A 19,331-nucleotide genomic window follows, 5' to 3' on the forward strand; every position below is an offset into this window, starting at 1 on the left:
ACCCCACCCTACGATCTCAACCAAGCGCTTGCTTGCCGTCGCTGATCCGTTGTCGACGACGAACGAAACGGAACGTCAATGACACCCCAGACCCCGGTAGCCCGAACGTCGGGACTCGCCGTCTTCGCCGACATCGTGCGCGGGCGCACGGGTGACGATCACCCGGGCCTGCTGTTCGAGGGCCGCATCATCACCTGGGGCCAGGTCGTGCAGGAAGCCGCCGACCGCGCCGCCGCCTTGGCCGACGTACCCTGGCCCGAGGACAAGCCGCTGCACCTGGGGGTGCTCCTGGAGAACACCCCCGACTACGTGTACTGGATCTGCGCGGCCGCGCTGTCCGGCGCCACCGTCGTCGGGATCAATCCGACCCGACGCGGCGCCGAGCTGGCCCACGACATGCGGCACACCGATTGTGACCTGCTCATCACCGAGGACCGCCTCGCTGGCCTCGTCGACGGGCTCGATCTGGGCATCCCCGCCGAGCAGGTGCGCAACATCGACTCCCCGGAGTACGCCGCCTGGCTGGCCCGGCACGCCGGTGCCCCGATGCCCACCGACAAGGTCGACCCCGACGCCAACCTGCTGCTCATGTTCTCCTCAGGCTCGACCGGGGCACCCAAGGCGGTCATCTGCTCGCACGGGCGCCTTGCCGCGGTCTCCGAGGCGCTGCTGGCCCGCACCGAGCTGACCCGCGACTCGGTCAGCTACCTGGCGATGCCGCTGTTCCACGGCAACGCCGTCATGCTCAACCTCGGGCCCGCCATGGTCTGCGGCGCGACGATCTGCATGGTCCGCAAGTTCTCCGCGTCCGGCTTCGTGCGCGACGTGCACGAGCACGGCGTCACCTACTTCAACTACGTCGGCCGGGCCCTCGCCTACGTCCTGGCCCAGCCGGTCGACCCGCGCGACGCGACGAGCACGCTGCGTCGCGCCGTCGGCACCGAGGCCTCGGCCGCCGACATCGCCCGCTTCACCGAGCGTTTCGGTGTCGTCGTCTCCGAGGGCTACGGCTCCAGCGAGGGCGTCATGCGCATCAACCGCACCCCAGAGACGCCCGACGAGGCGCTCGGCGTGGCCGTCGCCGGCGCCGAGATCAAGGTCATGAACGAGGCCACCGGGCTGGAGTGCCCGCCGGCCAGGCTCGACGAGACCGGACGGCTCGTCAACGCGGAGGAGGCCATCGGCCAGCTCGTCGGAGTCGGCCTGGCTGCCCGGTTCGAGGGCTACTACAAGAACCCCGAAGCCGCCGCCGAGCGGGTCCGCGGCGAGGACTTCTGGTCCGGCGACCTGGCCTACCGCGACGCCGACGGCTACTTCTACTTCGCCGGCCGCTCCTCGGACTGGATCCGCGTCGACAGCGAGAACTTCGCCGCCGCGTCCGTCGAGCGGATCATCGAGCGCTGGGATCGGGTGGCGCTCGCCCCCGTCTTCGCCGTGCCCGACCCGCGCACCGGCGACCAGGTCATGTGCGTGCTCGAACTGCGTGGCGGCGCCAGCTTCGACCCCGAGGCGTTCACCGCCTTCCTCGACGAGCAGGCCGACCTCGGCACCAAATGGCGGCCCCGCTTCGTGCGAATCGTCGCCGAGATCCCCACCACGGGCAACAGCAAGGTCGCCAAGCAGGTCCTGCGCCGCGCCGCCTGGGCCACGACCGACCCCGTGTACATCCGGGACGGCGCGTCCACCGCGTACCGCCCGCTCACGGCGGCGGACGTCAGAGACCTCGAACAGCAGTTCGCCGACAACGGGCGCACCGCGCTCCTGCCGCCCACCTGACCCGGCCGGCCCGCCGAACACACCGACTGGCGCCCCACGCCCCGAGAGAGGACATCCATGTTCCTGGAGTACACCCCAGCGCAGCGAGAGCTGAGCCGGGAGCTGCGCGCCTACTTCGCGCGCCTGCTCACACCCGAGGTCCGGGAGGCGCTCGGCGGCACCAACGAGGACCGGCCGGCCTACCGCGAGATCGTCCGCCAGATCGGCAAGGACGGCCTGCTCGGGCTCGGCTGGCCCAAGGAGTTCGGCGGCCAGGGGCGCCCGCCGCTCGACCAGTACATCCTCTTCGACGAGATCAACCGCGCCCAGGCGCCGTTCCCCTTCGTCACCATCAGCAACATCGGCCCGATGCTGATGCGCTACGGCACCGAGGAGCAGAAGCGCACCTACCTGCCGGGCATGCTCACCGGCGACGTCATCTTCGCCATCGGCTACAGCGAGCCGGGCTCCGGCACCGACCTCGCCTCGCTGCGCACCAAGGCCGAGGCCACCCCCGAGGGGGGCTGGGTCATCAACGGCCAGAAGGTCTTCACCAGCGGCGTCAGCCAGGCCGACTTCGTCTGGTTGGCCGTGCGCACCGACCCCGACGCCCCGAAGCACAAGGGCATCACCATCCTCATCGTGCCGACGTCGGACCCCGGCTTTAGCTGCACGCCGATCGCCACCAGCGGCATCACCCATACCAACGCCTCCTACTACGAGGACGTGCGCGTCGGCCCCGAGGCCCTCGTCGGTGAGGTCAACGGCGGCTGGCGCCTCATCACCGGCCAGCTCGGTCACGAGCGAGTGGGCCTGGCCGCCATGGGCGGACGCACCGAGCAGCTTTGGACCGACATCACCGCGTGGGCCGCCGAGCCCGACGCCGACGGGATCCGCGTCCTCGACAGGCCGTGGGTGCGCACGGAACTGGCCCGGGACTACGCCGAGCTGACCGCGATGCGCCTGCTCAACTGGAAGATCGCCGTCGTCGAGGAGGGTCAGAACCCGGCCCCCGCCGCCGCGTCGGTCGCCAAGGTCTACGGCACGGAGACCCACGACCGGGTCTGCCGCAGCCTCGTTTCCGTCGTCGGGCCCCGCGCGACCCGGCGTCCCGGCGCCCCGGACGCCGTCCTCGGCGGACAGCTCGAGGCCTACACCCGCGGCTCCTACATCAACACGTTCGGCGGCGGTACCAACGAGGTGCTGCGCGACATGATCGCGGTCGCCGGCCTCGGCATGCCCCGGAAGGGACGGTCCGCATGAGCACCACGACGCACACCCCGGCCCCCGACACCACCGACGAGGAGGCGTTCCTCGCCCGCCTGCGCGAGTTCCGCGGCCTCGAGGCCACGCCCACCCGCTACGCTCAGGACGCCGTCAACCAGGCGATGATCCGCCACTTCGTCGAGGCGATGGGCGACGAGAACCCCATCTACGTCGACGAGCGGGCCGCCCGTGACGCCGGCCGTGAGGGTGTCGTCGCCCCGCCGCCGATGCTGTCGACCTGGCTCATGGTCGGCTACAAGGCCCACATGGCCGCCGCCGCGGGCGCCACGCCGGACACCCCCATGGCCCGGCTGCTCGCGATCCTCGCCGAGGCCGGCTTCGTCGGGGTCGTCGCGACCAACGACGAGCACGAGTACGTGCGCGAGCTGCGCCTGGGCGACGAGATCAAGATGACGACGATCATCGAGGACGTCTCCCCGCGCAAGACCACGGGTCTGGGCACCGGCCACTTCATCACGACGCTGCGCACCTACACCGACCAGGACGACGAGGTCGTGGCTCGCCAGCGCTTCCGTATCCTGCGCTTCGACCCGAGCGGTGCCAAGCCCGCGGCGCCGGCCGCCGCCGACCCGGCGCTGCGGCACAAGCCGTTCATCCTGCGCGACAACGCTTTCTGGTTCGAGGCAGCCGCCCAGCGTCGCCTCGTCATCCAGGCCTGCACCGACTGCGGCACACTGCGCCATCCGCCCGGCCCGATCTGCCCGTCCTGCCACTCCTACGCGTGGCACGAGGTCGAGGCGAGCGGCCGGGGCACGGTGCACAGCTACGTCGTCAGCCACCACCCGAAGGCCCCCGGGTACGACTACCCGCTCACCGTCGTGCTGGTCGACCTCGAGGAGGGCACGCGCCTCGTCGCCGACTTCGTCGGGGACGCCGACGAGGTCGAGATCGGCCTGCCCGTACAGGTCGATTGGCTCGACTACGACGAGAACCTCACGCTGCCGCGTTTCCGGGCCGCGACCTCCGCGTCGGAGCGCACCGAAGAGGAGAGGAACTGATGGACTTCCAGCTCACCGAGGAGCAGGTCACGGTCAACGACCTGGCGCGCGACATCTTCTCGCGCAACGGTGACCCGCAGCGCCTCTTCGACATCGAGGCCGGTTCGGAGCGCTTCGACCGCGTCCTGCACCGCGACCTGGCCGAGTCCGGCGCTCTCGGGCTGATCGTGCCCGAGGAGTACGGCGGCGCCGGGCTGGGTCTGGCGGAGATCGCCGGGGTCTTCGTCGAGCAGGGCCGCACGCTGGGCACCGTCCCGCTGTGGGAGACCCTCGTGGGCGGCGTCCTGCCGCTGGTGCGCTACGGCGACGCCAAGCAGCAGTCCGAGTGGCTGCCCCGCGTCGCCGCCGGGGACGCGGTCCTCACCGTGGCCGTCGAGGACCTGGCCGACGCCCGGCCGTACGGCGCCCGCGTCCGTGCGCGGTCCGGCGGTGCGGGAGCCACCCTGAGCGGCACCGCCGTCGGCGTCCGCTCGGCGCACCTCGCCGACGCGATCATCGTCCCGGCCGCCGACGAGGAGGGCACGGTCGGGCTCTATCTCGTGCCGACCGACGGCGCCGGGGTGCGCCTCGACACCTTCGAGCGCACCGACCGGGGACTCGCCTCCGACGTGCACCTCGAGGGCGCCGCCGCGGAACCGCTCGCCGAGGGCCCCGAGGACGACCGGGTCGACTGGCTGCTGCGCCAGGTCTGGATCGCCCTGGCCGCCCTGCAGACCGGCATCAGCCAGGCCGCCGTGCGCCAGGCCGCCGACTACACCTCGGGCCGCGAACAGTTCGGTGTGCCGATCGCGACCTTCCAGGCCGTCGCACACCAGATCGCCAACTGCCACATCGACACCGAGGCGATGGAGGTCACCTACCTCAACGCGCTCTGGCGCGAGACGACCGAGCGGCCCTCCCGCGCGGCCGTACACGTCGCGAAGTACTGGGCCAGCGAGGCGGGCGACCGCGTCGCGCGCACCGTGCAGCACGTGCACGGCGGCATGGGTGCCGACGTCACCTACCCGATCCACCGCTACATGCTCTGGACCACCCAGCTAGCCAACACCGCCGGCTCCGGGGCCTGGCACCTCCAGCAGCTCGCGGATCTCGTCGACGCGGGGGAGCAACTGTGAGCGGCCCGGAGCGTAGCGGAGGGACCGCTCGCCATAAGCACAGTTTGATGCTCGCGGCGTCGCCGGAGCTTGCGGAGGAGGCGTCGTGAGCGGCACACAGATCACCATCGAGCAGGTGAGCATCGGCGACACGCTGCCGGAGCTCGAGATCCCACTGACCCGGACCCTCATCGTCGCCGGCGCCCTCGCGACCCGCGACTACGAGGACGTGCACCACGACCCGGCCCAGGCCGAGCGTCGCGGTACCCCCGACACCTACATGAGCATCAACAACACCAACGGGCTCGTCGGCCGCTACGTCACCGACTGGGCCGGCCCCGCCGCGCGCATGGTGCGTCTGAGCACCCGGCTCGGGGTGCCGAACTTCCCGGGCGACACGATGCGGCTGACCGGTGAGGTCGTCGGCCTCGAGCAGGACACCGTGCGCGTCGCGGTGCGTGGCATGAACAGCAAGGGCGCGCACGCCATCTCCGAGGTGACCGTGCGCCTGCCCCGCGGAACGGAGCAGTGACGTGACGGACAACTTCCTGTCGGGTCGCACCGCGATCGTCGGCATCGGCGCGACGGAGTTTTCCAAGGACTCCGGCCGCAGCGAGCTGCAGTTGGCCGTCGAGGCCGTCGTGGCCGCCCTGGCCGACGCGGGCCTGCGCCCCGCCGACGTCGACGGCATGACGACCTTCACCATGGAGACCAACCCGGAGAACATGGTCGCCCGCAGCCTGGGCATCCCGGAGCTGAAGTTCTTCTCCCGGATCCCCTACGGCGGTGGCGGCGCCTGTGCCCCCGTCCAGCAGGCCGCCATGGCCGTCGCGAGCGGCATCGCCGACGTCGTCGTGGCCTACCGCGCCTTCAACGAGCGCTCCGGCGTCCGCTTCGGGCAGGGGCCGCCTCCGGCGAAGACCCAGGCCACCTCGGACAACGAGTACCGCTCCTGGGTCAACCCGTACGGTCTGCTCACCCCGGCCCAGCACACCGCGATGTTCGCCCGTCGCTACATGCACAAGTACGGCGCGACCAGCGAGGACTACGGCCGGGTCGCCGTGCTCGCCCGCAAGCACGCCGCGAACAACCCCCACGCGTGGTTCTACGGCAAGCCGCTCACCCTCGAGGAGCACCAGGCCTCCCGCTGGATCGCCGAGCCGCTGCACCTCTTCGACTGCTGCCAGGAGACCGACGGCGGCCAGGCGATGGTCATCGTCAGCGCCGAGCGCGCCAAAGACCTGCCCTCCACCCCGGCCTACATCGTCGGGGCGGCCCAGGGCATGGGACCGGACCAGTACCAAATGGTCAGCTACTACCGTGCGGACCTGACCCGGATCCCCGAGGTCGAGCTCTGCGCCCAGCAGATGTGGGCCCAGTCGGGCCTCGGACCCGCCGACATGGATGCGGCGATCCTCTACGACCACTTCACCCCCTACGTGCTCAACCAGCTCGAGGAGTACGGCTTCTGCGGCCGCGGCGAGGCCAAGGATTTCATCGCCGACGGCAACCTCGAGGTCACCGGCTCGCTGCCGACGAACACCCACGGTGGCCAGATCGGTGAGGCCTACCTGCACGGCACGAACGGCGTCGCGGAGGGCGTCCGGCTCGTCCGGGGGACCTCGACCAACCAGCCCGACGGCGTCCGCAACGTCCTTGTGACGGCGGGCGTCGGAGTTCCAACCAGTGCACTGATCCTGTCCGCGGACGGGTGAAACGCCGGGCGCACGAGCGCCCGGTGGTCACCACCCCGCGGATCCCGCCCGGCAACCGCCGGGCGGGCGGCACCCCTCTCTCGATCGATTCGGCTCGTGTTTGGACGGTTGATAATGGGTTTCATCAACAAGACCCGGGAGCGCGTCATCGCGCTGATGGCCATCGGGGCGCTCGCCGTGATGGCCGGCTGCAGCAGCAACAGCCCCACAGACAGCAGCAGCGGTTCCGGAGGCGAGATCGACACATCGGCCGTGCTCAAGTTCGCGTCGGCGGGTCCGCTGCGCGACCTCGATCCGGCCCTCCAGACGAGCTACGGCGCCTGGGGCTACCTGTTCCTCGTGTGGGACCGGCTGACCATGCTCGACAAGGACGACAAGGTCGTCCCGGGCCTGGCCAAAGAGTGGAGCTTCGTCGAAAACGGCAGTGTCCTGGAGCTCAAGCTGCGTGACGACGTGAAGTTCCACGACGGCACGCCGTTCGACGCCGAGGCGGTCAAGGTCAACATCGAGCGGGGCAAGACCCTCCAGGGCTCGACCCTCAAGGGCGACCTCGCCGACATCGAGTCGGTCGAAGTCGTCAACGCGACGACCGTGCGCCTCAAGCTGGTCAAGGGCAGAGGCGTCCAGCTCCCCGCGTCCTTCACCGGCACGGCCGGCATGATGGTCAGCCCGAAGGCCATCAAGGACGGTGTCGACATCAAGAACAAACCCGGCACCGCCGGCTCCGGCCCGTACATCGCCACCGAGCTCGTGCCCCAGGAGAAGCTCGTCCTCAAGCGGGCCGACAGCTACTGGGACCCGAACGTCGGACGCCTCGGCGGCATCGAGCTGCAGCGCGTGCCCGACGCCGCGGCCCGCCTCAACGGCCTGCAGAGCGGCCAGATCGACCTGGCACCGCTCAGCTCGGCCACGGAGATCGCCACGGTCCAGAAGATCGTCACCCCGGGCAGCGGTCTGCAGAAGCATGAGGTGAAGTTCAAGAACCTCGTCGGCGTCTACCTGCGCGCCAACAAGGGCGACGTCGGCAAGCTCGAGGTCCGCCAGGCGATCGCCCACGCGGTCGACCCGGCGGCGATCAGTGCGCTCTTCGGCGGCACCTGCACGCCGACGCGCCAGCTCGTCCCCGAGACGGACCCGAGCCGGTTGCCGAACTACACCTACCCGTACGAGTTCAGCGTCGACAAGGCCAAGGCCCTGGTGCAAAAGGCCGGTGGCGCCAAGGTGACCGTCACCTTCGCCGCGGGCACGAACGCCGAGCAGCCGGCCAACGTCGTGCAGGCGTCGCTGCGGGCCGTCGGCATCGACGCGACGCTCAACCCCGTGCCCAACACCGAGAACGAGCCGCGCTTCATCGCCGGCGACTTCGAGCTCATGGTCGGCACGTCGTGGAGCCCGAAGGCCGACCCGGCGGCGACGGTGAACACCTACCTGCTCAACACCTACAAGCTCGCCGCGAACCCCTCGCTCATCGAGGCCAAGGCGGCCGAGGCGGCCAACCCCATGCTGTCGATGGACAAGCGCGCCCCGCTGTACCACGACATCTGGAAGACGACGCTCGATCAGGTCTGGTTCCTGCCGCTGTGCAACCAGACCAACGCGAACGTCGCGAAGTCGAACATCGTCGGCATTGACAACATCCCGATGTCGAACATCGGCATCTGGGATCTGCGCAACATCGCCGTCAAGAAGTAACCGTCGCTCCTGACCACCCGGTGGTGTCGCCGCCGGGTGGTCAGGGCCGCCCGCTGTGGCCGGGGCCGGCGGCGACACCAGCACGGCCTCGCCGGCACCAAGCCGTGCGGGGCTCACTCCCAGGCGCCACGTACCACGCTCAGAGCCGAGGTAAGAGATGCTCCGATACGCCGGCAGGCGACTGCTCGCAGCGATACCCCTGCTGTTCTTCGTCCCGCTGCTCGTCTTCGCTCTGATCGAGCTCGCCCCTGGGGATCCGGCCACCATCCTCGCCGGTGACGAACCGACCCCGGAACGCATCGCGGCGATCCGCGAGGAACTCAACCTCAACGATCCGGTCCTCCTTCGCTACCTCAAGTGGATCGGCGACGTCCTTCAAGGCAACCTCGGCACGTCTTTCGTCTCCGACCAGAGCGTGACCGACCTGCTGACGCGACGGATGGCGACGACGATGTCGCTGGTGCTCGTCGCGATGATCTTCGCCATCGTGCTGGGGGCCACCCTGGCGCTCGTGGCCACGCTGCGCTCCGGCGGCATCGTCGACCGGATCGTCAACTGGTTCGCCTCGGTCGCGATCGCCATCCCGGGCTTCTGGTTCGGCCTCGTGCTCGTCTCGATCTTCGCGGTTGGGCTGCAGATGTTCCCGGCGTTCGGCTTCCAACCGCTGTCCGCCGGTTTCTGGCCGTGGCTGTCGCACCTCATCCTGCCGGGCTTCGCCCTCGGTCTGCTCCCGGCCGCCGAGGTGACCCTGCAGATGCGCTCGGCGCTCGGGCAGGTCATGAAGACCGACTACATCCTCAACGCCGAGGCCAAGGGCCTGTCGCGCGCCAGCGTCGTGTTCAAGCACTCCCTGAAGAACGCGTGCATCCCCGTCATCACCGTCCTCGGCTTCCGCGTCGCGGAGGTCCTCGCCGGGTCGGTGACCATCGAGATGATCTACAACATGCCGGGCCTCGGGCGCACCGCCGTCGAGGCCGTGCAGGGGCGTGACGTCCCGGTGCTGCTCGGCTTCGTCCTGTTCAGCACGTCGATCGTCGTGCTCGTCAACCTCATCGTCGACATTTCCTACGGCTACTTCAACCCTAAGGTGCGGTCATGAGCGCGAACCGGACCCCCACGTCCCCGGCGCCGGGGAACGACTCGCACGGAGCCGGCACGCCTGCGGACGGCCTCGCCGAAACCGTCCTCACCGAGGTGCCCACGGCGGCCATCGGCACGGGTGACCCGGAGCCGGCCGCCGCCCCAGGCATCCTCAAGAGCATCGTGCGTCGCCCCACGACGATCGTGGCCGGCGCCTTCCTGCTCGCGCTGGCCCTCATCGCAATCTTCGCCCCGGCCCTGGCGCCGTACGACCCCGACGTGCAGAATCTGCTGCAGCGGCTCAAGCCGCCCAGCGCCGAGCACTGGCTGGGGACCGACGACTACGGCCGGGACGTGCTGAGCCGGCTCATCTTCGGGGCGCGAGTCTCGCTGTGGGCGGCGCTGCAGGCTGCGGCCGTCGCGCTCGTGCTCGGCCTGCCCCTCGGCATGATCGCGGGCTACCGCGGCGGCTGGGTCGACACGATCCTCACCCGCATCATGGACGCGATCATGAGCGCTCCGTCGCTCGTGCTGGCCATCACCATCGTCGCGGTCCTCGGCTCCGGCATCACCAACGCGATGCTCGCCATCGGCTTGGTCATGGCCCCGCGCTTCTTCCGGGTGGCCCGCGCCGGCACGATGGACGTGCGGCACGAGACCTACATCGAGGCCTCGATCGCCTTGGGCTGCAGCACCCTGCGCACGACTGTGCGGCACGTGCTGCCCAACGTGCTGCCGCCGATCATCATCGTCATCTCGGTGTCGTTGGGCACCGCCGTCGCGGCCGAGGCGAGCCTGAGCTTCCTCGGGCTGGGCGTCAAGGCCCCCGCGGCTAGCTGGGGCTCGATGCTCTCGACGGCCTCCTCGAACATTCGCCTCGCGCCGTACCTCGTGTGGCCGCCCGGCATGATGATCTTCCTCACCGTCCTCGCCTTCACCTACGTCGGTGATGGTGTTCGTCGCGCCCTCGTGCGCACCCGGTCGGGCAACTGACCGGTCCGGCAACAACCAGGAGCTGACATGGCACGTGAAACGGCGGCCGGCGTGAGCGCCCGCACCGGGAACGACGCCACCGGGGCGGCGGCAGACCTCCTGCGCGTGGAGAACCTCAACGTCGAGTTCCCCTCACCCTCGGGTGGGTGGCAGACGACCGTCCAGGACGTCTCGTTCTCGCTCAAGCCGGGCGGGTCGATGGCTCTGGTCGGCGAGTCCGGCTCGGGCAAGACGGTGACCTCGGTCGCGGTGATGGGCCTGACCGGGGCGACGGGCGGGCGGATCGCGTCAGGCCGGATCGTCTTCGACGGCAAAGACCTCACCGCGGGCACCCAGAAGCAGTGGCGGGACCTGCGTGGCCCCGGCATGGGCATGATCTTCCAGCAGCCGATCCGCAGCCTGAACCCGGCCTTCACCGTCGGGGACCAGATCGCGGAGTCGGTGCGCAAGCACCTGGGCATGAACCGCAAGCAGGCCCGAGCCCGCGCCGTCGAGATGCTCGAGATGGTGCAGATCCCGCGGGCGGCGCAGCGGGTCGACGAGTACCCGCACGCGTTCTCCGGCGGTATGTGCCAGCGCGTCATGATCGCGATGGTCATGGCCTGCAACCCGCGCCTGCTCATCGCCGACGAGCCGACGACGGCGCTCGACGTGACGGTGCAGGAGCGGATCCTCGAGCTGTTGCGCGACCTGCAGGAGCAGACCGGTGTGGCGCTGCTGTTCGTCAGCCACGACCTCGCGGTGGTGGCCGAGCTGTGCCAGCAGGTGGTGGTCATGTATGCCGGCGAGGTGGCCGAGAACGCGCCCTCGGAGAAGATCTTCTTCAACCCGCGGCACCCCTACACCTCCGGCCTGATCGGGTCGATCCCGAAGCCCGGCCTGAACACCGACCGGCGGCTGCGCGCGATTCCCGGTGGCATCCCGGCTCCGGGCACCTGGCCGCACGGGTGCCGGTTCAGCAGCCGGTGCGAGTTCGTGGAGCCGGGCCGGTGCGACGTGGCCCACCCGGGCCTGATCCGTATCGACGGCGCCGCTGAGCACGATGTGCGATGCGTGCGTGCCGCGGAGCTCTCTCTGGATGGAGTCACGGTCTGATGAGCCTGCTCGAGGTCAAGAACCTCACGAAGTCGTTCAGCTCCGGTCGGGACTGGCTCGGCCGGCGTACGAAGTGGTCGCACGCGGTCAAGGGGGTGAGCTTCACCCTGGAGCGCGGTGAGTGCCTCGCGGTCGTCGGTGAGTCCGGCGCGGGTAAGTCGACGGTCGGGCGCATGGTGCTGCGCCTCATCGAGCCGGACTCCGGGTCGGTGACCTTCGACGGGATCGACGTGCTGGCCACGAAGCCGAAGCAGCTACGCGAACTGCGCCAGCGGATGCAGATGATCTTCCAGGACCCGTACAGCTCGCTCGACCCTCGGATGACGATCAAGGACGCGGTCGCCGAGCCGCTCCTCGTGCATACCGACAAGGACCGTGCCACGCGTGAGCGGGAGGCGGCCGAGCTGCTCGACAAGGTCGGCATCGGCTCGCGCTATCTGGGACGCTACCCGGCCGAGCTGTCCGGCGGGCAGCTACAGCGGGTCGCGATCGCCCGAGCGCTGACGATGAAGCCGAGCCTGATCGTGTGCGACGAGCCGGTCGCGGCGCTGGACGTGTCGGTGCGGGCGCAGGTGCTCAACCTGCTCCTGGACCTGCAGGAGGAGCTGGGTCTGGCCTACCTGTTCGTCTGCCACGACCTGGCTCTCGTCGAGGTCATCGCCGACCGGGTCATGGTGATGGCGTCCGGTGAGGTCGTGGAGGCGGACACGACGGGGCAGATCTTCGCCAACCCGCAGCAGGAGTACACGAAGAAGCTGCTCGCGGCGATTCCCCTGCCGCTGCCGCGTGACGCGCAGGGCAACCGGCTCGTCGCGCCGGGAAGGGTGGGCTGAGCGGTGAGTGCCACGACGGAACCGACGCGGACGGAGCTGCTCGCGAGGTTCGCGACGACGACCCGCGACCAGGACATCCCCGAGCCGGTGCGTGACTACGGCAAGCTCGTCCTGCTCGACTCGCTCGTCTGTGGTCTGGCGGCGGTGCGGTTGCGGCGCAGCCGCATGGTCCAGCAGGTCGCCGCCCGGTTCGGCGGCCCGGCCGAGGCGACGGTGTTCGGGCTCGGGCAGCGGGTCGCGGCGATCAACGCCGCTCACGCCAACGCGGACATGATGAACGCGTTGGACGCGGACGACACCTTCTTCAACTCGGCGCACTTCGCGGTGTTCGGTGTCGCGGCCGGACTGGCCGAGGCCGAGCGGCTGCACGCCGACGGGGCGAGCCTGTTGCGCGCGAGCATCCTCGCCTTCGAGATCAACGCGCGGCTGAACCTGTCGACCTCGCTCATGGCCTTCGAGGACGGGCAGTTCCGCTGGTCGCCGCTGTCGTCGCACGGCTACGCCTCGATGGGTACGGCCGCGGCGTGCGCCGTCGTCGGCGGCTGGGAGCCGGAGCGTCTGGCCCACGCGCTCGGCCTGGTCGCCTGGCTGGCCCCGCCGGCGAAGAACTCCTACATGGCCGAGCGGCGCTCGTTCAACGCGTTCAAGTACGGCCCGTACGGCGCGATCGCGCACGCCGGGATGCTCGGCGCGGTGCTCGCCGAGGAGGGCTACACCGGCGACCTGGACGTGCTGGACCGCACCCCGGGTTTCATCGAGGCGATGGGCTTCCTCGGGGGTGAGCGGCACGAGATGGTCGCCGGCCTGGGGTCGACGTGGTGGATCAGCGAAACCTCGCTCAAGCCGTACCCGACGTGCCGCTTCACCCACGCCGCGCTCGACGCGATCCGCGCGTTCCCGAGTACCCACGGGGTGCCGGTGTCGCAGATCGAGTCCATGGAGATCCGGCTGAGCCCGGCGGCCTACCGGACGTTGCAGTTCCGGGAGCCGGCCCAGCAGATCCCGGACACGCTCGGCGCGCCGCTGGACGGAGCCTTCAACATGCCGTACGCCGCCGCGCTGGTGTTGCTCGGGTACGCCCCCGGTCCGCAGTGGTACGACCCGCAGCGGCTGGCCGACCCCGCGGTGTGGGACCTGGCGCGCCGGATCACGACGGCGCCGGACCCGGTGCTCGACGCGGAGTGGGAGGCCGACCTCAGGGAGCACCCGGGTGGTCAGATCCGCCGGACGCGGGGTGCGCTGACGATCCGGGCCGGTGGCCGGGAGTACGTTGTCGAGTCGGACTTCGCCCAGGGCGATCCGTGGGACGAGGCGACACGGGCGGACTGGGACTTCGTGGCCGGCAAGCTGGCCACGTTCTGCGACGGGATCCTCGATCCGGGCACGCAGGAGCAGCTCGTCGAGGTGGTCCGGGGCATCGAGGACGTCGCCGACGTCGCCGAGACGCTGTCACCGTTGCTGGCCCGCGCGCGATGAGCCGGGGGGACCGGATCAGTTCGGAGACGAGGTCGTTCGCCTCGTACGGCCGGCCGTGGCTGGTGGTCATCCGCGGGCCGCGCGGGATGGCGTTCGACCGGTTTCTCGTGCGATGGACCGGGTTCTCGCTCGTGTCGTTGCAGTACGCGCTGGCGGGCAGGTTCCCGTACAACCCCACGCTGCTGCTCACGACGGTGGGCCGCCGGTCCGGGGAGCTGCGCGACGCGGCGTTGCCGTACGTGCCGCACGGGCCGGACGTGGTGGTCGTCGGCTCCAAGGGGGGCGGCCCCACGGATCCGGCCTGGGTGGTCAATGCGCGGCACCACGAACTCTGCTGGATCGTCTTGCGGCGCAAGACGATCGCGGTGCGGGCGCGGGTGACCGACGGGGAGCGCGACCCGGAGCTGTGGGCGCACGTCGTGGCGCACAAGCCGAACGCGGCGCGCTACGCCGAACGGGCCGCAGGCTTCGGGCGAAAGATCCCGCTCGTCGTCCTGTCCGCCGTGTCGGGGAAGTCGCTCACCTGAGGTCTCAGCCGGTCGTGAGGACGATCCGCCCGACGAAGTCCGAGGTCTCAAGCTGGTCGTGCGCGGCCGCGGCCTGTTCGAGCGGGTGCGTGGCGGCGATCGCGGGGGCGGCGGTGACGGCCGAGAGGGTGAGGGCCTCGCGCATCTGGCGGGCCACCGCCTCGGGCCCGGGCCGCCCGATGCCGCGCAGCGTCCAGCCCTTGACCATGAGCCGGCCCAGGTGCAGGTGGGCGTGGCTGTCGGCGGTGACGCCGCAGGTGACCAGCCGCCCGCCGGGGGCGAGGACCTTGAGCACGTCGGACCACAAGGTGCCGCCGACCGACTCGACGATGACGTCGGCCTCGCCGCCGGGCAGCGCGGCACGCAGGGAGTCGACGACGTCAGGGCGGTAGTGGTCCACAGCGTCGAGGGCGCCGAGGGCGCGCACGGCGTCGGCCTTCGCCGGGGCGCTGGTGCCGACGACCCGCGCGCCCAGGTGGCGGGCGTACTGGACGGCGAAGGTGCCGACGGCGCCGGCGGCAGCGACGACGAGGACCCGGTCGCCGGGGCGCACCTCGGCGAGGTTGACGACCGCGTCGTAGGCGGTGCGTCCGGCGGTGGGCACCGCGGCGGCGTGGACGGCGTCGAGCGCGGCCGGCCGGGGGAAGCAGTGCGTGGCCGGGACGACGGCGAGCTCGGCGTGGGTGCCGGTGGTCAGCCCGACGACCGCGTCGCCGGGAGCGAAGCCGGTGACGCCGGGACCGGTCCGTATGACGGTGCCGGCGACGTCCCGGCCGAGGATCGTCGGCCCGGTGGTCGCCATGCCGTGGGTGCCGCGACGGATGTAGGTGTCGACCCGGTCCAGACTCGCTGCCTGGACCCGCACGAGCACCTGGCCGGGGCCGGGTGTCGGGGCGTCGAGTTGGCCGAGACGCAGGCTGTCGGGGGAGCCGGAGTCGAGGACGTAGCTGGCGAGCACGGGGCGCCTCTCAGGGCAGAGCGAGGGTGGCGGAGGCGATGACGTGGTCGCCGAGGCTGTTGGTACCGCGGACGTCGACGGTGACGTGCGTTCCCCCGACGGCCTCGGGCGCCTGCCGCAGGCCGGTGACGACACCGTCGAGGGTGAGGGTGTCGCCGGGGTGGTTCTGCGCGGCGAGGCGGGTGCGGAAGTCGACGACGCGAGCCTCCGGTCCGGCCCAGTCGGTGAGGTAGCAGTTGACCAGCGCGCTCGAGCCGAGGATGTTCATGTAGACGTCACGGGCGCCTCGATCGTGGGCCGCGTCGCGGTCGAGGTGCACGTCGTTGAAGTCGAACGTCGCGGTGGCCAGTGCCGCGATGGATAGCTGGGTGACGGGGATCGGCCAAGGGGCGAGGCGCTGCTCTGTGCTCACCTCGGTCCCGGCGCGGGTGCTCGTGCGGCGTTCGGGTCGCGGGGCGGTGAGCACCGGCAGGACCTGGCCGTCGCGGGTGCGTCGGTGGGCCACGACGACCGGCATGCCGTCGTGCACGAGGTCGGGGCGCAGGCCCACGACGTCTGCGCTGAGGCGGGTCCCGTCGGCGAGCTCGGCGGTGCCGACGAGGTAGGGGCGCTCGTCGAGGGGGGCGACAGCGTAGCCGGGTTGCAGGTGCGCGGTCAGGGTGCCGGTTGTGCCGGCGGGCGGCAGGTCGGTCGGGGTGGCAGCGACCGGGCGCACCGGCCGGGCGAGGCGGTCCCCGGGCGTCGCCGGGACCTCGGTCCGGGTCGCCGGGTTCCACCGCAGCATCCGCAGGACGACGCGCCCGACCGGCTCGCCCTCGACGGTGCGGTACTCGCTGACGAGGTCGACGAAGTGGCCGAGGCCGAGGCGGGTGGACTTCTCCGGGGAGACCGCGCCGATGGAGGGGAACTGCTCGAGGTGGTCGCCGACGCGCAGCGGGCGCACGTAGGTGTGCTCCGTCTGCACCGCGGCCACCGAGGTGAAGCCGCGCTCGGCGAGGACCTCGTTGACCCGGTCGAGGCTCTCGGCGTGGCGGTGGCTGCGCCGGTTGCCCGGCAGGGTCCACATGTTCAGCGAGGTCGCCGGCGCCACGATGCCGCCCCAGGCGGAGTGTGCGGCCCACTGGGCGTCCTGGTAGGCGGGGTTCTCGTCGCCGACGGCGTCGCACCAGATACGGATGGCGGCTTCGGTGATCGGGTCCTTGGCCCGGCGTGGCGGGTCGGTGAGGCCGATCAGGGCATCGAGTCGGGCACGGAAGTCCGCATCGCTGGCGGTCATTGGGCTCCCTCGCGGCAAAGTCAACCAAGCGCTTGCTTGACCGTAATGGTGGGGCGGCCCTAGGGTCAAGGGGCCAGCGGTCGAACGAGCCGCAGCGCCCACCCGCGAGAGGGCCTAGATGATCCCGAGCACCCCAGAGACCGCCACCCGCGCGTTCTTCTCGTTCCCGAAGGTGACCGACGCCGCCCGCCACCGCGACTACAACGCGTGGCACCAGCTCGACCACCGCCCCGAGAACCTCGCCCTGCCCGGCGTCGTCCACGGCGACCGCTGGGTGCGCACCCCCGCGTGCGAGCGGCTCGGCAGCTACCCCGACGCCGCACTCGCCGGCAGTCAGTACATGGCGATGTACTGGTTCGCCGAGCCGGCCGCTGACTCGATCCAGGAGTGGAAGGACCTCGGCGACCGGGCGATCCACCAGGGCCGGCGTCCGGAGCTGGCCTGGACCGAACGGCCGATGACCCGGATGTTCCGCCCCGTTCAGGGCTACGTGGCCCGCCGGGCCCTCGTCACCCTCGCCGCGCTGCCGTTCCGGCCCAACCGCGGGGTGCACGTCGAGGTGAGCCGGGTCGAGACCGCCCTGCACCCCGATGTGGCCGACCTGTCCCAGTTCGAGCACGAGACCCAGGTGCCCGACCTGCTCGCGCGCGACGGCGTCGCGGGCGTGTGGACCTTCCGCAGCGCCCCGAGCCGCAGCAACCCCGCCGGACCGGTCGTGCGGATCCGGCTCACCTACCTCGAGGCCGACCCGGTCGAGTTCACGCGGGCCCTGGCTGCGGACCCGCTGCCCGCCCCGCCCGCGGCGCTCGCCAGCACGGCCACGCCGCTGCTCACCGGGCCCCTGGCCACCATCACCCCTTGGGCGTGGGACTGGTTCGACGAGCCCGCCGCGGCGGCGACGAACAGCGTGGCCGGGGCATGAGCGAGGCAACCGGCGTGACCGGTCCGGAGCGTAGTGGAGGAAGCGTGACCGGTTTGGAGCGTAGCGGAGAAGGCGTGACCGGACTGCTCGAGCGCTACGGGCCATGGGCACTGGTCGTCGGCGGTTCCGAGGGGGTCGGCGCCGCCTTCGCCGACCAGTTGGCCCGGGCCGGCTTCGGCGTCGTGCTCGTCGCCCGCAAGCCCGAGGCCCTCGAGGAGGTAGCTGAGCGGGTCCGGGCCCACGGGGCTCCGTGCCGTGTGCTCGCACTGGACCTGCTCGACGCGGACGCGACCGCCAGGATCGTCGAGGCCGTCGCCGACCTCGACCTCGGCCTGCTCGTCCTCAATGCCGGCGCGAACACCTACCGCAGCCGGTTCGTCGAGGCGGATCTCGCCCGGGTCCAGGCCGTCATCGACCTCAACGTCACCCGCCCGCTTGAGCTCTGCCGGGAGCTCGGTGCCCGGCTCGCCGCACGCGGCCGCGGCGGCATCCTCGTCGTCGGCTCCACGGCCGGCTACCTCGGCCACGCTGACATCGGCATCTACGCCGCGGCGAAGGCCTTCGCCCGGATCTTCACCGAGGGTCTGTGGCTCGAGCTCGGACAGGTCGGCGTTGACGTGCTGCACCTCGTGCTCGGGCTCACGGCCACCCCCGCCATGGAGCGTGCCGGCCTCGACCTGACCGGCGCGGCCGACCCGGCCGACGTCGCCGCCCAGGGGCTGGCCGCCCTGGGCGCCGGCCCGGTGCACGTCGTGCGCCAGCAGGCCGAGGTCGTAGCGCGGCGCTCCGCTCTGGACCGGGCCGTCCTGGTCGCCGGCAACTACAGCGGGATGCGCGCGATGCTCGGCAGGCCGAGCCCGGACCCGGACTGACGGCCCGAGCTCGACGACCCGCGCGGACGACTCAGGACCCGCCGCGCGGGTCCGGCTCGCCGGCCCCGGGACCCGGGCCGCCGGGCGGCCACGGGCGGCTGACCGGGTCGGACCCGTCGCGGGCTCCCCGCAGCGAGGCCTCGGGGATCGGCCACTGTCCGGCGAGGTCGTCGACCCGCTGCCACTCCGAGACGGTCAGCCGTTCCTGCACCCGCCACTCACCCGCGCGCCGGGTGGCGAGGTCGACGTAGCGAAACCCACTGACGATGTTGCCGTGCGGCGGCTCGGACGTGCTGCGCTGGAACGCGATGCCGTACGTCTCGGCCCGGGCCCGGTCCGGCCGCGCCGGGTCGAGCTCGACCAGGACGTTCGTCAGGTAGTGCATCGTCATGGTGCGCCGCGCCACGAGCGCGAAGACCATGTCCAGCGTCGTGTCCCGGTCGGCCACGGTCCCGCCGAGGGTGATCCGGGCGTCCGGGTGGAAGGCGCTCGCTGCGAGGTCCCGGTCCATCCGGTCCACCCCGCGCGCGTAGCGCAGCAGGGCCCGCTCGATGGCCCGCTCGGCGAGCAGCACGTCCAGCTCGACCGAGCCGGACCGGAAGGACCGGGACCGCTCAGACACCGAAGCCTCCGTCGACGTCGAGGGCATCACCGGTGCGGTGGGCAGCGTCGGCGGCCACGGGCAGCGTCGCCGCGGGTGGGGTCGGGGAGGACCGGTCGGTCACGAGGAACTCCTGGAAGTGGGCGGTGGACAACGG

At 71.3% G+C, this 19,331-nt stretch carries 19 protein-coding genes; 15 read left to right on the forward strand and 4 right to left on the reverse strand.

Annotated elements, in window-relative coordinates; translation table 11 throughout:
* Window positions 1-78: 78 nt before the first annotated feature.
* The 13 genes from Drose_RS12915 (at window position 79) to Drose_RS12975 (ending at window position 14,545) form a co-directional block, all read left to right on the forward strand.
* On the forward strand, window positions 79-1,776 hold the full coding sequence (locus Drose_RS12915; RefSeq protein ID WP_260728418.1) for an AMP-binding protein: 1,698 nt from the start codon (window positions 79-81) through the stop codon (window positions 1,774-1,776).
* 57 nt (window positions 1,777-1,833) lie between these two features.
* Window positions 1,834-3,018: an acyl-CoA dehydrogenase family protein gene (locus Drose_RS12920; RefSeq protein ID WP_260728419.1), complete on the forward strand. Its 1,185-nt coding sequence runs from the start codon at window positions 1,834-1,836 to the stop codon at window positions 3,016-3,018.
* The gene (locus tag Drose_RS12925; RefSeq protein ID WP_260728420.1) at window positions 3,015-4,040 is read left to right on the forward strand and encodes a bifunctional MaoC family dehydratase N-terminal/OB-fold nucleic acid binding domain-containing protein; all 1,026 of its coding nucleotides are present in this window, start codon (window positions 3,015-3,017) and stop codon (window positions 4,038-4,040) included. The genes Drose_RS12920 and Drose_RS12925 overlap by 4 nt, the downstream gene beginning before the upstream one ends.
* Window positions 4,040-5,155 carry an acyl-CoA dehydrogenase family protein gene (locus Drose_RS12930; protein WP_260728421.1) on the forward strand — a complete coding sequence of 372 codons (1,116 nt, stop codon included), beginning with the start codon at window positions 4,040-4,042 and terminating at the stop codon, window positions 5,153-5,155. Before Drose_RS12925 ends, Drose_RS12930 begins: the two co-directional genes overlap by 1 nt.
* Before the next feature lie 85 nt (window positions 5,156-5,240).
* Window positions 5,241-5,666, forward strand: a complete 426-nt coding sequence (locus tag Drose_RS12935) for a MaoC/PaaZ C-terminal domain-containing protein (protein WP_260728422.1) — start codon at window positions 5,241-5,243, stop codon at window positions 5,664-5,666.
* 1 nt (window position 5,667) lies between these two features.
* Window positions 5,668-6,849, forward strand: coding sequence for a lipid-transfer protein (locus Drose_RS12940; protein WP_260728423.1), 1,182 nt, complete (start codon window positions 5,668-5,670; stop codon window positions 6,847-6,849).
* A 114-nt stretch (window positions 6,850-6,963) separates the two neighbouring features.
* Entirely contained in the window at window positions 6,964-8,541 is a 1,578-nt protein-coding gene (locus tag Drose_RS12945) for an ABC transporter substrate-binding protein (RefSeq protein WP_260728424.1), read from the forward strand.
* 157 nt (window positions 8,542-8,698) lie between these two features.
* Complete coding sequence (locus tag Drose_RS12950; RefSeq protein WP_260728425.1) at window positions 8,699-9,640, forward strand: ABC transporter permease; 942 nt, start codon at window positions 8,699-8,701, stop codon at window positions 9,638-9,640.
* Window positions 9,637-10,614 (forward strand): ABC transporter permease, encoded by a 978-nt coding sequence (locus Drose_RS12955; RefSeq protein WP_260728426.1) that lies wholly within the window; start codon window positions 9,637-9,639, stop codon window positions 10,612-10,614. Before Drose_RS12950 ends, Drose_RS12955 begins: the two co-directional genes overlap by 4 nt.
* 27 nt (window positions 10,615-10,641) lie before the next feature.
* Window positions 10,642-11,709 carry an ABC transporter ATP-binding protein gene (locus Drose_RS12960; RefSeq protein WP_260728427.1) on the forward strand — a complete coding sequence of 356 codons (1,068 nt, stop codon included), beginning with the start codon at window positions 10,642-10,644 and terminating at the stop codon, window positions 11,707-11,709.
* On the forward strand, window positions 11,709-12,542 hold the full coding sequence (locus Drose_RS12965; protein ID WP_260728428.1) for an ATP-binding cassette domain-containing protein: 834 nt from the start codon (window positions 11,709-11,711) through the stop codon (window positions 12,540-12,542). Before Drose_RS12960 ends, Drose_RS12965 begins: the two co-directional genes overlap by 1 nt.
* 3 nt (window positions 12,543-12,545) lie before the next feature.
* Complete coding sequence (locus tag Drose_RS12970; RefSeq protein ID WP_260728429.1) at window positions 12,546-14,018, forward strand: MmgE/PrpD family protein; 1,473 nt, start codon at window positions 12,546-12,548, stop codon at window positions 14,016-14,018.
* Complete coding sequence (locus tag Drose_RS12975; protein WP_260728430.1) at window positions 14,015-14,545, forward strand: nitroreductase/quinone reductase family protein; 531 nt, start codon at window positions 14,015-14,017, stop codon at window positions 14,543-14,545. The genes Drose_RS12970 and Drose_RS12975 overlap by 4 nt, the downstream gene beginning before the upstream one ends.
* Window positions 14,546-14,549: 4 nt before the next feature.
* Here the strand turns inward: Drose_RS12975 and Drose_RS12980 are convergent, their stop codons facing one another.
* Window positions 14,550-15,503 carry a quinone oxidoreductase family protein gene (locus Drose_RS12980; protein WP_260728431.1) on the reverse strand — a complete coding sequence of 318 codons (954 nt, stop codon included), beginning with the start codon at window positions 15,501-15,503 and terminating at the stop codon, window positions 14,550-14,552.
* A gap of 10 nt (window positions 15,504-15,513) precedes the next feature.
* The gene (locus tag Drose_RS12985) at window positions 15,514-16,779 is read right to left on the reverse strand and encodes an FAS1-like dehydratase domain-containing protein (protein WP_260728432.1); all 1,266 of its coding nucleotides are present in this window, start codon (window positions 16,777-16,779) and stop codon (window positions 15,514-15,516) included.
* 118 nt (window positions 16,780-16,897) lie between these two features.
* Between Drose_RS12985 and Drose_RS12990 the strand changes: the two genes are divergently transcribed.
* Window positions 16,898-17,701, forward strand: a complete 804-nt coding sequence (locus Drose_RS12990) for a hypothetical protein (RefSeq protein WP_260728433.1) — start codon at window positions 16,898-16,900, stop codon at window positions 17,699-17,701.
* Window positions 17,702-17,775: 74 nt separating this feature from the next.
* Entirely contained in the window at window positions 17,776-18,573 is a 798-nt protein-coding gene (locus tag Drose_RS12995) for an SDR family NAD(P)-dependent oxidoreductase (RefSeq protein ID WP_260728434.1), read from the forward strand.
* Between the two features lie 31 nt (window positions 18,574-18,604).
* On the opposite strand, the gene Drose_RS13000 is transcribed toward Drose_RS12995, so the two are convergent.
* Window positions 18,605-19,195, reverse strand: a complete 591-nt coding sequence (locus tag Drose_RS13000) for a nuclear transport factor 2 family protein (protein WP_260728435.1) — start codon at window positions 19,193-19,195, stop codon at window positions 18,605-18,607.
* Window positions 19,188-19,328, reverse strand: a complete 141-nt coding sequence (locus Drose_RS13005) for a hypothetical protein (protein WP_260728436.1) — start codon at window positions 19,326-19,328, stop codon at window positions 19,188-19,190. Before Drose_RS13005 ends, Drose_RS13000 begins: the two co-directional genes overlap by 8 nt.
* Between the last annotated feature and the right edge of the window lie 3 nt (window positions 19,329-19,331).

Origin of the sequence: Dactylosporangium roseum (assembly GCF_025264685.1) — a bacterium.
Lineage (GTDB): Bacteria > Actinomycetota > Actinomycetes > Mycobacteriales > Micromonosporaceae > Dactylosporangium > Dactylosporangium roseum.

Coding starts and splice junctions, on each gene's coding strand:
- Drose_RS12955 (WP_260728426.1), top strand. CDS start 9,637: ATGAGCGCGAACCGGACCCCCACGTCCCCGGCGCCGGGGAACGACTCG.
- Drose_RS12960 (WP_260728427.1), top strand. CDS start 10,642: ATGGCACGTGAAACGGCGGCCGGCGTGAGCGCCCGCACCGGGAACGAC.
- Drose_RS12925 (WP_260728420.1), top strand. CDS start 3,015: ATGAGCACCACGACGCACACCCCGGCCCCCGACACCACCGACGAGGAG.
- Drose_RS12990 (WP_260728433.1), top strand. CDS start 16,898: ATGATCCCGAGCACCCCAGAGACCGCCACCCGCGCGTTCTTCTCGTTC.
- Drose_RS12965 (WP_260728428.1), top strand. CDS start 11,709: ATGAGCCTGCTCGAGGTCAAGAACCTCACGAAGTCGTTCAGCTCCGGT.
- Drose_RS12985 (WP_260728432.1), bottom strand. CDS start 16,779: ATGACCGCCAGCGATGCGGACTTCCGTGCCCGACTCGATGCCCTGATC.
- Drose_RS12930 (WP_260728421.1), top strand. CDS start 4,040: ATGGACTTCCAGCTCACCGAGGAGCAGGTCACGGTCAACGACCTGGCG.
- Drose_RS12945 (WP_260728424.1), top strand. CDS start 6,964: ATGGGTTTCATCAACAAGACCCGGGAGCGCGTCATCGCGCTGATGGCC.
- Drose_RS12915 (WP_260728418.1), top strand. CDS start 79: ATGACACCCCAGACCCCGGTAGCCCGAACGTCGGGACTCGCCGTCTTC.
- Drose_RS12975 (WP_260728430.1), top strand. CDS start 14,015: ATGAGCCGGGGGGACCGGATCAGTTCGGAGACGAGGTCGTTCGCCTCG.
- Drose_RS12950 (WP_260728425.1), top strand. CDS start 8,699: ATGCTCCGATACGCCGGCAGGCGACTGCTCGCAGCGATACCCCTGCTG.
- Drose_RS12920 (WP_260728419.1), top strand. CDS start 1,834: ATGTTCCTGGAGTACACCCCAGCGCAGCGAGAGCTGAGCCGGGAGCTG.